General features: G+C 73.4%; 10 protein-coding genes. 1 reads left to right on the forward strand and 9 read right to left on the reverse strand.

What is annotated here, in order from left to right; genetic code table 11:
- Positions 1-3: 3 nt before the first annotated feature.
- The 6 genes from OCU29_RS18230 to OCU29_RS18255 all read right to left on the reverse strand — a co-directional run bounded on the left by OCU29_RS18230 (position 4) and on the right by OCU29_RS18255 (position 8,235).
- Positions 4-2,796 (reverse strand): alpha-amylase family glycosyl hydrolase, encoded by a 2,793-nt coding sequence (locus OCU29_RS18230; protein WP_261821039.1) that lies wholly within the window; start codon positions 2,794-2,796, stop codon positions 4-6.
- A 66-nt stretch (positions 2,797-2,862) separates the two neighbouring features.
- Positions 2,863-3,669, reverse strand: a complete 807-nt coding sequence (locus OCU29_RS18235; protein ID WP_261821040.1) for a carbon-nitrogen hydrolase family protein — start codon at positions 3,667-3,669, stop codon at positions 2,863-2,865.
- A gap of 16 nt (positions 3,670-3,685) precedes the next feature.
- Positions 3,686-4,792 carry a GuaB3 family IMP dehydrogenase-related protein gene (locus tag OCU29_RS18240; protein ID WP_179614105.1) on the reverse strand — a complete coding sequence of 369 codons (1,107 nt, stop codon included), beginning with the start codon at positions 4,790-4,792 and terminating at the stop codon, positions 3,686-3,688.
- A gap of 43 nt (positions 4,793-4,835) precedes the next feature.
- Complete coding sequence (locus OCU29_RS18245; RefSeq protein ID WP_261821041.1) at positions 4,836-5,744, reverse strand: cation diffusion facilitator family transporter; 909 nt, start codon at positions 5,742-5,744, stop codon at positions 4,836-4,838.
- A gap of 17 nt (positions 5,745-5,761) precedes the next feature.
- Entirely contained in the window at positions 5,762-7,264 is a 1,503-nt protein-coding gene (gene guaB / locus OCU29_RS18250) for an IMP dehydrogenase (protein ID WP_179614107.1), read from the reverse strand.
- 56 nt (positions 7,265-7,320) lie between these two features.
- Positions 7,321-8,235, reverse strand: coding sequence for a GNAT family N-acetyltransferase (locus OCU29_RS18255; RefSeq protein ID WP_179614108.1), 915 nt, complete (start codon positions 8,233-8,235; stop codon positions 7,321-7,323).
- A gap of 110 nt (positions 8,236-8,345) precedes the next feature.
- Here OCU29_RS18255 and OCU29_RS18260 point away from each other — a divergent pair, with 110 nt between their 5' ends.
- Positions 8,346-9,833: a hypothetical protein gene (locus OCU29_RS18260; RefSeq protein WP_261821042.1), complete on the forward strand. Its 1,488-nt coding sequence runs from the start codon at positions 8,346-8,348 to the stop codon at positions 9,831-9,833.
- A gap of 11 nt (positions 9,834-9,844) precedes the next feature.
- On the opposite strand, the gene OCU29_RS18265 is transcribed toward OCU29_RS18260, so the two are convergent.
- From OCU29_RS18265 to groL, 3 genes are all read right to left on the reverse strand, one after another.
- Positions 9,845-10,144, reverse strand: a complete 300-nt coding sequence (locus tag OCU29_RS18265) for a hypothetical protein (RefSeq protein WP_261821043.1) — start codon at positions 10,142-10,144, stop codon at positions 9,845-9,847.
- Positions 10,145-10,276: 132 nt separating this feature from the next.
- Positions 10,277-10,576, reverse strand: a complete 300-nt coding sequence (locus OCU29_RS18270; RefSeq protein ID WP_261821044.1) for a hypothetical protein — start codon at positions 10,574-10,576, stop codon at positions 10,277-10,279.
- Positions 10,577-10,758: 182 nt separating this feature from the next.
- On the reverse strand, positions 10,759-12,381 hold the full coding sequence (gene groL, locus OCU29_RS18275; RefSeq protein WP_261821045.1) for a chaperonin GroEL: 1,623 nt from the start codon (positions 12,379-12,381) through the stop codon (positions 10,759-10,761).
- Between the last annotated feature and the right edge of the window lie 77 nt (positions 12,382-12,458).

The raw sequence follows: 12,458 nt of genomic DNA on the forward strand, positions 1-12,458 counted from the left end.
CGCTCAGCCGGCAGGCGCCACCGAGGGCACGTGGGTGACCTGGTCCCAGGTGAAGGTGTACGACGCCCCGCCGGCCGGCACGCGCAGCACCAGGTTGTCGCCACCGGCCGCTCCCCCGGCGCCGTAGTTCTCCTCCCACGAGTCGTTCACGGCGATCTTCCACTGGTACTCGCCCTCGGGCAGGTCGAAGGTGGCGTGCCAGCGCCCGTCGGTCTCGTCGAAGGCCAGGTGCGTGGCCGCGCAGGCGGGCTGCCAGTCCTCGGGGCAGCCGAGCTCGTCCTGCAGGCTGCCGGCCAGGGTGACGCTGTCGCGCTGGGGCTGGGGTGCGGCGGTGCGCACGGTGAGCGGCTCGCTGGTGACCGGGTCGGCGCCGGGCTCGAGCAGCACGGCGCGGTAGGTGATCTCGGTGCCGAGGTCGAGTCCCTCGACGTCGTCGGTGACCTGGTAGACGGGCGAGGAGGTGTCGGTGCCGACGACCTCCCACGCGCCCCCGTCGAGCCGGCGCTCGAAGCGCACCGACTGGGCGGCGCGCTCGGGCTGGACCTCCGCGGTCACGGTGACCGGGTCGATGCTGCTGACGGTGCCCTCGGAGCCCGAGGTGCGCAGGGTCAGCCTGGGCTCGGCCACGGTCGTGGCGCGCGCCTTCGCGAGCCGGGCGTGCCCGGCGTTGTCGAGCACGGCGGCGCGGTAGCTGACCGGCGTGCCGGTGGCCAGGGCGCTGGTGTCGTGGAAGACCCGGTAGGGCGCCGAGTCGTCGGTGCCGATGCTCTGCCAGCCGCCGTCGCCGACCTTGGCCTGGAAGGTCACCTCGGCGAAGGAGCGCCCGGCCACCTCGGCCGCCACCTGCATGCGGGAGCGGTCCACACCACTGGGGCGCGGGGCCCGCACCCGCACCGCGGGGGCGCGGCGCGAGGGCTCGAGCCGCTCGGTGGCGGCGTACACGACGGCGGAGAGCGCGGGCACCTCGACCCGCAGCGCGCCGGCGCCGTTGCTGCGCAGGCGCCGTTCGCCGGGGCCGTAGATCTTGCGGAACCCGCCCCGGCGGACCCAGGTCGGCACCGTGACCGAGCGCGCGGTGGTCGCGTTGTTGAGCAGCACGACGTACTCCCGCTGCTGGTCGCGGTCGAGGCGGGAGAAGGCGGCGACGCCGGGGCCGTCCTGGCCCAGGCGCACCTGGTGGGCGCCGTCGCGCAGCGCGGGGTGACCCTCGGTGAGCCGGTCGAGGCGGGCGATGCGGCGGTAGAGCGGGTGCTCGGGGTCGAGGCTGCCGGTGGCCGGGGTCTTGCCGGCGGCGCCGAGCTGGGCGTCGTCGGCGTACTCCGGCACCTGGCTGGCGAACATCGTCTGGCGGGCCAGCTGGTCGCCGCCGGTGCCGGTGAAGCCCTGCTCGTCGCCGTAGTAGACGACCGGGTTGCCGCGCGAGAAGAACATCAGCTCGTGGCCCAGGCGGTCGCGGCGCAGCAGCTCGGCCTCCCCCGCCTCCGGGTTGTCGGCGCCGACGAAGTGGCCGAAGCGGCCCATGTCGTGGTTGCCGAGGAAGGTGGGCAGCGCGTAGGCGTTGGAGTCGGCGTCGGTGTACCAGTCGTCGTCGACGAAGAAGCGCGACAGGTCGGCGGCGCTGCGCCCGCGCGAGGCGAAGTCGCGGGCGGCCCACTGGAAGGGGAAGTCGAGGACCGACTGCATGCCGGCGCGGGTGGTGTAGCCGGAGGTGAAGGCCTTGGCCGCCGCGTCGCTGCCGTCGAGGGCGACCTCGCCGAACATGAAGAAGTCGGGCTTGCCGTGGGAGCGGGCGTAGTCGAGCAGGCCCGGCCCGAAGTCCTGCCAGAACGCGTCGTCGACGTGCTTCATCGTGTCGATGCGGAAGCCGTCGATCCCGAAGTCCTCGACCCAGGTGCGGTAGATGTCGATCATCCCCTCCCGCACGGTGGGGTGCTCGGTGAACAGGTCGTCGAGGCCGAAGAAGTCGCCGTACTGGCTGTCCTCGCCGGTGAAGGTCGTGTTGCCGCGGTTGTGGTAGAGCGTCGGGTCGTTGAGCCAGGCCGGGACCTTGAGGTCCTCCTCGCCCTCCTCGAGCACCGGCGTGTAGGGGAAGGAGGTCTGCGCGTCGAGCTCGGGGAAGTCGTCGCCGCCGCTGTGGTCGCGGTCGTCGAAGGGCTCGCCGGCCGCGGTGCGGTAGGGCTCGACGTCCTTGGGCACGTACGCCGTGCGCGCACCCTCCTCGTAGCCGATCACGTCGGCGGTGTGGTTGGTGATGATGTCGAAGAAGACCTTCATGCCGCGCTCGTGGGCGGCGTCGACCAGGTCGCCCAGGTCGGCGTTGGTGCCGAGGTGGGGGTCGATGCGCGTGAAGTCGGTGATCCAGTAGCCGTGGTAGCCCGCGGACGGACCGTCCTCGAGCTGGACCGCCTTGTTCTCGAAGACCGGGGTCAGCCAGATCGCGTCGGTGCCGAGGCCCTCGATGTAGTCGAGCTGCTCGCGCAGGCCGACCAGGTCGCCGCCGTTGAAGAAGCCCTTGGCGGTGGGGTCGAAGCCGTGCTCGAGCCGGCCGCCCCCGATGCCGCCGGTGTCGTTGGCGGTGTCGCCGTTGGCGAACCGGTCGGCCATCACGAAGTAGAAGCTGTGGTCGGTCAGGCCGGCCCGCAGCGCGGGCCGGGCGACCTCGGCGGCGCGGCCCGGGCGCTCGCCCGCGCCGGCGGGCTCGGCGGCGCCGGGCAGCGCGGCACCGGTGGTGAGCAGGCTCAGCGCGAGCGCGCTGGTCAGGGCAGCGCCGGTCAGGGCAGGGATCAAGCGGTTCACGGACGTCTCCCGAGAGTGATGACGGTCACAGAGCCCGCTCACCCTACCCCCGGGCCGGGGCCCACCTCACACCCGGACGCGCGTCCCCAGGTCGTCGCGGTGGTCGTGGTGCATGCGGTGCCGCTCGCGGGTCGCCAGCACCAGCCCGGGGTCGAGCTCGGCGACGGCCAGCCCCTCCTCCTCGCCCAGCCGGGCCAGCGGCCGGCCCTCGGGGTCGTAGACGGCCGAGCCGCCGATGAACGAGCTGTCGCCGCAGCGGCCGGTCAGCCCGGAGAGCACCACGAAGAAGCCGTTGTCGAGCGCCCGTGCCGCGTAGTAGAGGTCGCGGCGGTGCGCGCCCCCGGGGAAGTACGCCGCCGAGCACAGGTAGCCCAGGGCGCCGGCGTCGCTGGCGGCGCGGGCGTGCTCGGGGAAGCAGCCGTCGTAGCAGGTCGACAGGCCGAGCTCGACGCCGTCGACGAGCACCGAGGCGCCGTGGTCGCCCGGCTCGAACCACGCGCGCTCGTCGAGGTCGACGTGCTGCTTGTCGTAGGCCACCACGACCTCGCCGTCGGGGCGCACCACCACGGTCGAGAGGGTGCGCCGGACACCCCGGTCGAGGGCGGTGCCGACGACGACCGTCAGGTCGGTGCGCCGGGCCTGCTCGCGCACCGGGTCGAGGCGGGGCCCGGTGAGGTCGGCGGGGCCGGGCAGGTCGCCGCTGAAGACGGCGGCGTCGTAGCCGGTCAGGAACGCCTCGGGCAGCACCAGCACCCGCACCCCCTGGTCGCCCGCCAGCGCCGCGAGGCGCGCGGTGGTGCGCACGTTGGCGTCGAGGTCGCCCGGCGCCGCCGCGGCCTGGCCGGCCGCGACGCGCAGCGAGGTCGTGGTCACCGCCGGGTCCTGGGGACTACTCGACGACGACCTCGACGCGCTGGAACTCCTTGACGTCGGTGTAGCCGGTGGTGGCCATCGCCCGACGCAGCGCGCCGATGAGGTTCATGGTGCCGTCGGCGACGCGCGAGGGACCGAAGAGGATCTCCTCGAAGGTGCCGACGGTGTCGAACTGGACCCGCTGGCCGCGCGGCAGCTCGGGGTGGTGCGCCTCGGTGCCCCAGTGGAAGCCCCGGCCCGGCGCGTCGGAGGCGCGCGCGAACGGCGAGCCGACCATCACCGCGTCGGCACCGCAGGCGATGGCCTTGGCGATGTCGCCGGAGCGGCCGATCGACCCGTCGGCGATGACGTGGACGTAGCGCCCGCCCGACTCGTCGAGGTAGTCGCGGCGCGCCGCGGCCACGTCGGCCACCGCGGAGGCCATCGGCACCGCGACGCCGAGGACGGTGCGGGTGGTGTGGGCCGCTCCCCCGCCGAAGCCGACGAGGACACCGGCGGCACCGGTGCGCATCAGGTGCAGGGCGGCCTGGTGGGTGGCGCAGCCACCGACGATCACCGGGACGTCGAGCTCGTAGATGAAGTCCTTGAGGTTCAGCGGCTCGGCCTGGCTCGAGACGTGCTCGGCCGAGACGGTGGTGCCGCGGATGACGAACATGTCGACGCCGGCGTCGACGACCGTCTTGGCGAACTCCTTGGTGCGCTGGGGCGAGAGCGAGCCGGCGACCGTCACCCCCGCCTCGCGCACCTCGCGCAGGCGGTGGGTGATGAGCTCGGCCTTGACGGGCTCGAGGTAGATCTCCTGCATCCGGCGCACCGCGTCGGTGCCGGTCAGGCCGGCCACCTCCTCGAGCAGCGGCTCGGGGTCCTCGTAGCGGGTCCACAGGCCCTCGAGGTTGAGCACGCCGAGGCCGCCGTGGCGCCCGAACGCGATCGCGGTGCTCGGCGACATCACCGAGTCCATCGGCGCGGCCATCACCGGCAGGTCGAAGCGGTAGGCGTCGATCTGCCAGTGCGTGCTGACCTCCTCGGGGTCGCGCGTGCGCCGGGAGGGCACGATCGCGACGTCGTCGAAGGAGTAGGCGCGGCGGGCCCGCTTGGCGCGTCCGATCTCGATCTCGCTCACCGGGCCAGGCTATCGGTTGGCGCCGGGCCGGTCAGTGGTGGCCTCAGTGGTGGGCGTGCTCGGTGCCGGCGTGGCCCTCGGGCTCGATCTGGAACGTCGAGTGCTCGATGGCGACGTCGAAGTGCTCGGCCACGCAGCGCTGCAGCTCGCGCAGCACCTCGCCCGAGTGGCCGGACTCGAAGCAGGCGCGCTGCATGGTCACGTGCGCCGTGAGCACCGGCAGGTCGGAGGAGACCCGGGTGACGTGGAGGTCGTGCACGTCGACGACGTGCTCGACCTCGAGGATGTGGCGGCGCACGTCGGCCAGGTCGAGCCCCGGGGGCACCGACTCGAGCAGCACCCGGGTGCTGTCGCGCAGCAGCAGCAGGGTGCGCGGCAGGATCAGCAGCGCGATCAGCAGGCCCGCGACGCTGTCGGCTCGCACCCACCCGAAGGCGGCGATCAGCACCGCGCCCACGATCACCGCCACCGAGCCCAGCGCGTCGTTGAGCACCTCGAGGTACGCCGCGCGCATGTTGAGGTTCGCCCCACGTCCGCCGGTCAGCACCCCCAGCGCGACGAGGTTGGCCACCAGGCCGACCACGCCGAAGACCAGCAGCGACGTGGACGGCACGTCGGCGGGGGTGACCAGGCGGCGTACGCCCTCGACGAGCGCGAAGCCGCCGACCGCGAGCAGCAGCGCGGCCTGGGCCAGCGCGGCGATCACCTCGGCGCGGCGCAGCCCCCAGGTGTGCCGGTCGGTGGCCGGCCGGGCCATCAGCACGCTGGCCAGCAGCGCCATGCCCAGCCCGACGGTGTCGGTGAGCATGTGGGCGGTGTCGACCAGCAGCGCCAGGCTGCCGGTGACGACCGAGCCGACCGCCTGGGCGATCACGACCACCCCGGTCAGCGCGAGCGCCACCGCCAACCGGGTGCGGTTCGCACCGGCCCCGTGGTCGTGCCCGGCGCCCACCGCCTGCTCCCCCGGGCTCAGCGACCTGTGTAGTTGGGCGCCTCGACGGTCATCTGCACGCCGTGCGGGTGGCTCTCGTTGAGCGAGGCGGAGGTGATCCGCACGAAGCGGCCCTTCTCCTGCAGCTCGGGCACGGTGCGCGCGCCGACGTAGAACATCGACTGGGTCAGCCCGCCGGTGAGCTGGTGGGAGACCGCCGAGAGCGGGCCGCGGTAGGCGACCTGGCCCTCGATGCCCTCGGGCACGATCTGGTCGTCGCTGGTCACCTCGGCCTGGAAGTAGCGGTCCTTGGAGTAGGACTTCTTGCCGCGGCTCGACATCGCGCCCAGCGAGCCCATGCCCCGGTAGGACTTGTACTGCTTGCCGTTGACGAAGACCAGCTCGCCGGGCGACTCCTCGCAGCCGGCCAGCAGCGAGCCCAGCATCACCGCGTCGGCGCCCGCGACGATCGCCTTCGCGATCTCGCCGGAGTACTTCATGCCGCCGTCGGCGATCAGCGGGACCCCGGCCGGCTTGGTGGCCAGCGAGGCCTCGTAGACCGCGCTGACCTGCGGGACGCCCACGCCGGTGACGACGCGGGTGGTGCAGATCGAGCCGGGGCCGACCCCGACCTTGACCGCGTCGGCGCCGGCGTCGACGAAGGCCTGGGCGCCCTCGCGGGTCGCGACGTTGCCGCCGATGACCTGCACGTGGCGGGTGGCCGGGTCGCTCTTGAGGCGGGCGACCATGTCGAGCAGCAGCCGCACGTTGCCGTGGGCGGTGTCGGCGACCAGCACGTCGACGCCGGCCTCGACGAGGGTGGTGGCGCGCTGCCACGCGTCGCCGAAGTAGCCGATGGCCGCGCCGACGAGCAGGCGCCCGTGGGCGTCGTACGACGCGTGCGGGAACTGCTCGCTCTTGACGAAGTCCTTGACGGTGATCAGGCCCGCGAGGCGGCCCTGGTCGTCGACCAGCGGCAGCCGCTCGCGCTTGTGCTTGCGCAGCAGGGCGGTGGCCTCGTCGCGGGAGATGCCGACCGGGCCGGTGATCAGCGGCATCGGGGTCATCACCTCCTCGACCTTGAGCGTGGCCCACTCCGCGACCGGGGTGAAGCGCAGGTCGCGGTTGGTGATGATGCCCAGCAGGCGCTGGTCGGCGTCGACGACCGGGAGGCCCGAGACGCGGTACTCGCCGCAGAGGCGGTCGAGCTCCTCGAGGGTCGCGTCGGGCCCGATGACCACGGGGTTGGAGATGATGCCGGTCTGGGTGCGCTTGACCAGGTCGACCTGGTAGGCCTGGTCGTCGATCGAGAGGTTGCGGTGCAGCACGCCCATGCCGCCCTCGCGGGCCATCGCGATCGCCATCCGCGACTCGGTCACGGTGTCCATCGCGGCGCTGACCAGCGGCACCTTGAGCGAGATCTCCCTGGTCAGGCGGGAGGTCGTGTCGATGTCGGCCGGCGCCAGGTCGGAGTGACCCGGCAGCAGCAGCACGTCGTCGTAGGTGAGGCCGAGGGCCGCGAACTTCTCCGGGATCTCCACGGGCTCATCGTACGGCCGGGCCACCCGGCCACCGAGCGCGGTGGGGGCGTCCCGCGTCACACCGCGGGGGCCCCGGCCCCCAGCGGCCGCAGGCCCTGCACCGGCACCCGCACCGTGAGCTGGTCGGAGGCCAGCCGGATGCGGCCCCGCAGCCCGGCCGCGAGCACCAGCGGCAGCACGGCGCGGTTGTCGGCGGTGGTGCTGAGGTGGACCTCCTCGGCGCCGTAGGTCAGCGCGAGCCGCGACGCGGCGACCAGCAGCCGGGTGCCCACCCCGCGCCGGCGCCAGGCCGGGTCGACGCGCAGCACCAGGTCGAGGCAGCCCTCGTCGACGCCGTCGGCCCCGGGCTCGCCGAGGGTGGCGCGACCGACGACGACGTCGGCGACCAGCGCCGAGACCACCCGCCCCTCCACGACGTACGACGGGCGCGCGCCGTCGCCGAGGCGCCGGCCGGCGACCGGGGAGGCCATCGCGGGCTCGGGCCGGCCGCGGCGCAGCACGTCGGTGACGAGCTCGGCGACCGCCACCCCGCGGGCCCGTTCGGTGTCGGTGAAGGGGGTGGCGCGGCGCACCTGCACCAGCACGTCGCCCACGGTCATCTCCAGCACGTCACCGCCGGCGCCCTGGTCGGGCTCGGTGTCGAAGAGCCGGGCCACCACCTCGGGGAACGACTCGGGGGCGGCCAGGACCCGGCGCGCGGCCTCGACGTAGCGGGTGGGCTGGTCGGTGAGCGCCTCGCCCGTGCAGGGCGTGGAGAAGACGTGGCGCCAGCCGGCGGACTCGACGAGCACCGCCACGTCGGCCTCGCCCCAGGTGGGCGGCACCTCCATCACGACCTCGTCGGTGACCTCGTCGACACCCGGGAAGACCTGCATGCCCCGGATGTCGACGTCGGCCTCGGCGCAGCGCTGCGTGAGCGCTGCGAGCCCTCCGGGCCGGTCCGGCGAGCTGGCCCGCACCTTCCACAACATGGGCGCTCCTCCTCGACGGACCCGCTCCGGTGGCGGAGGTACTACGTTGACGCACCGACGTTGCACGGACGTTTCGACCGTGCGTCAGGTGATGACCTCGAGGGGGCGCGATGGGCCAGGAGCGGCGCACCGTGCTGCTGGCGGCCCTGGTCGCTGGGTCGCTGCGCCTGGTCGGACTGCTGCGACCGGTGCGCGGCGACGAGGCCGGCTTCACGCTGGTGGCCCGGGCCTGGGCCCCCTCGGCCGACAGCCTCTACGGCCCCTACTTCGTCGACCGGCCGCCGCTGCTGGTCGCGACCTACGGGTTGACCGACTGGCTGGCCGGACCGCTCGCGGTGCGGGTGCTCGGCGCCCTGGCGGCCGCTGCGCTGGTGGTGCTGGCCGCGGCGACGGCGCGGCTGGTCGCCGGTGACGTGGCGGCGCGCTGGACCGCGGTGCTGGTCGCGGCGCTGTGCGTGACGCCCCTGATCGACGTGGTGGCCGCCAAGGGCGAGCTGCTGGGGCTGCCGCTGGTGGTGGGCGGGTGCCTGCTCGCGCTGCTGGCCCTCCGTCGGGCCGCCGGTGCGCGCTCCCTGCTGCTGGCCGGGGCCGCGGGGGCGGTCTCGGCGACGGCGCTGGGCTACAAGCAGAGCCTCGTGGGCGGGTTGGTCTTCGGGGCGGTGCTGCTGCTGGTGGCGGTGCTCACGCGTGAGCTGACGTGGCGCCGCGGGGTCGCCCTGGCCGCGGCGGCGCTCGCGGGGGCCGCGGTGCCGGTGCTGGCGACCATCGGGTGGGCCTGGGGCGCCGGCGTACGGCTCGAGGTGCTGTCGTACGCCGTCTGGGGCTTCCGCGCCGACGCCTCGGCGGTGCTGGCCGAGCAGCCGGCCTCGGCACCGGGCGAGCGGGCGGTCCTGCTGGTGCTGGTCGCGGCCGGCGCCGGGATGGTGGCGGTGATCGGCGGGCTGCTGGTGCACGTGCGCGACGAGGTCGGGCGCGACGCGGCCGTGACCTGGGCGGTCCTGGCGATGCTGGGGGCCGACACCCTGGCCCTGGCCGCCAGCGGCTCCTACTGGCGCGACTACCTCTTCGCGCTCGTGCCCTCGACGGCCCTGGCCGCCGCGCTGCTGGTGCGGCGACGCTCGAAGCGGGGCCTGGCGATGCGGGCGGTGGTGGCGGCCACCGCGGTGTCGAGCGCGGTCTCGTTCGTGGTGTGGGGCGGGGTGCAGGTGCTCGACCGCCAGGAGCTCGACGAGACCGACACCGGGGCCGCGCTGGCCGCAGCCGCGGAGCCGGGCGACACCCTCACCGTCTTCGGCGGGCGCGCCGACCTGCAGCTGACCAGCGGCATGGCCTCGCCCTACCCCTACCTGTGGAGCCTGCCGATGCGCACCCTCGACCCCGGGCTGGAGCGGCTGCGGGGGCTGCTGGCCTCACCGCAGCGGCCGACGTGGTTCGTGGAGTGGGTCCACCTCGGCGCCTGGACCCCCGCGGCTGGTGCCCGGCTGCGCGTGGTCCTCGACGAGCACTACGTCGAGGTGGGCGGCGCGTGCGGAGACCACCGCGTCTACCTGCGCCGCGACGTCGAGCGGCCCGCCCCGGAACCGCGGTGCCACGGGTGAGGCGGCCCCGGTCACACGAAGTAGAACGGCCCTGCGGTCACCGCGAAGCCGGACGCGATGCCCGCGAGCAGCCACGGGATCGACCAGTAGGCCCAGCCGCGCACCAGGACGTAGCCGGCGAGCGGGTTCAACGCGATCGCCACCAGGGACAACAGGTTGCCCACCTCGAGGAAGAAGAAGGTGTGGATCACCAGGAAGCAGATGAGCGCACCGACCCCACCCATCAGCCGGCTCTGGCTTCCGTAGCCCGCCGTCCGCCACCGGTGCGCGAAAGCCTCCTTGAGCCCGGGTGCGACCTCGGTGGCACTCATCTCCCGCCCTCCTGATGCCCTCGGCCCTCGACCTTCGCGAGCACGCGTCGGCTTACCCGCGCCGGCGCGCCGCCAAACCCCGCTCCACAGCGCCGATCAGCGCCGATCAGCGACCCGTAGCCGGAGACCCCGTCACAGGAAGTAGAGCGGCCCGGCGGTGACGGCGAAGGCGGCCCCGATGCCGGCGATCAGCCACGGGATCGACCAGTAGGCCCAGCCGCGCACCAGCACGTAGCCCGCGAGCGGGTTGAGGACGACGGCGACCAGGGACAGCACGTTGCCGACGTCGAGGAAGATCATGGTGTGGATGACCAGGAAGCCGACGAGCGCACCCACTGCGCCGATGAGCCGGCTGTGGCTGCCGTAGCCCGCCGTGCGCCACCGGTGCGCGAAGGCCTCCTTGAGCCCGGGTGCGACCTCGGTGGCACTCATCTCCCACCCTCCCGATGCCCTCGGCCCTCGAGCTACGTGGGCACGCAAGGGGTTACCCGGGCCCTCGCGCCGCCAAACCTGGCGCCGACATGACGACGGCCCGCCCGGGTCTCCCCGGACGGGCCGTCGTGCGGTGCGGCGCGTGCTGCGCCGCGGGGTGGATCAGTGCCGATCAGTGCCGATCAGTGACCGTGGCCGTGGCCGTGACCGCCGGCGGCGGACTCGTCCTCGTCCTCGGGCTTGTCGACGACCAGCGTCTCGGTCGTCAGCAGCATGCCGGCGATCGAGGTGGCGTTGACCAGCGCGGAGCGGGTGACCTTGACCGGGTCCAGGACGCCCTGGGCGACCAGGTCGCCGTACTCCTCGGTGGCGGCGTTGTAGCCGTTGCCGACGCCCATCTCGCGGACCTTGGTGGTCACGACGTAGCCGTTGACCCCGCCGTTCTCGGCGATCCAGCGCAGCGGCTCGTCGGCCGACTTGCGCACGATGCGCACACCGACGGCCTCGTCGCCGGTGAGGCCGAGGTCGTCGTCGAGCACCGAGACGGCGTGGATCAGCGCGGAGCCACCACCGGGGACGATGCCCTCCTCGATCGCGGCGCGCGTCGCGGAGACGGCGTCCTCGATGCGGTGCTTCTTCTCCTTCAGCTCCACCTCGGTGGCGGCGCCGACCTTGATCACGCAGACACCGCCGGCGAGCTTGGCGAGGCGCTCCTGGAGCTTCTCGCGGTCCCAGTCGGAGTCGGTGTTCTCGATCTCGGCCTTGATCTGGTTGACGCGGCCCTCGACGGCGGTGGCGTCACCGGCACCGTCGACGATGGTCGTGTTGTCCTTGGTGATCACGACGCGGCGGGCCTGGCCCAGCACCTCGAGACCGACCTGGTCGAGCTTGAGGCCGACCTCGGGGGCGATGACCTGACCGCCGGTCAGGGTCGCGATGTCCTGCATCATCGCCTTGCGGCGGTCACCGAACGCGGGGCTCTTGACCGCGACGGCGTTGAACGTGCCGCGGATCTTGTTGACGACCAGGGTCGAGAGGGCCTCGCCCTCGACGTCCTCGGCGAGGATGAAGAGCGGCTTGCCGGCGGCGATGACCTTCTCCAGCAGCGGCAGCAGCTCGGCGATCGCCGAGATCTTGCCCTGGTGCAGGAGGATGTAGGGGTCGTCGAGGACGGCCTCCAGGCGCTCGGGGTCGGTCACGAAGTACTGCGACAGGTAGCCCTTGTCGAACTGCATGCCCTCGGTGAAGTCGAGCTCGGTGCCCATGGTGCTGGACTCCTCGACGGTGATGACACCGTCCTTGCCGACCTTGTCGAAGGCCTGCGAGAGCAGGTCGCCGATGACCTTGTCGCGGCTGGAGATGGTGGCCACCGAGGCCATGTCCTCCACCGAGTCGACCTCGCGGGCCGACTCGAGCAGGGCGTCGCCGACGGCCTTGGCCGCCAGGTCCATGCCGCGCTTGAGGCCCATCGGGTTCGCGCCGGCCGCGACCGAGCGCAGGCCCTCGTGGACCATGGCCTGCGCCAGCACCGTCGCGGTGGTCGTGCCGTCACCGGCGACGTCGTTGGTCTTGGTGGCGACCTCCTTGGTGAGCTGGGCACCGAGGTTCTCGAACGGGTCGTCCAGCTCGATCTCACGCGCGACGGTCACACCGTCGTTGGTGATCGTGGGGGCGCCCCACTTCTTGTCGAGGACGACGTAGCGGCCCTTGGGGCCGAGGGTCACCTTGACGGCGTTGGCGAGGGCGTCGACGCCGCGCTCGAGGGCGCGGCGGGCGTTCTCGTCGAACTCCAGGATCTTGGGCATGCGGATGCTCCTAGGTCAGTGGTGTGGAGGAAACGGACCCGGGCGCCATGCGACGCAGGTCGCAGGGCGACCGGTCG

The organism is Nocardioides sp. OK12, from assembly GCF_024341885.1.
Taxonomy (GTDB): domain Bacteria; phylum Actinomycetota; class Actinomycetes; order Propionibacteriales; family Nocardioidaceae; genus Nocardioides; species Nocardioides marinisabuli.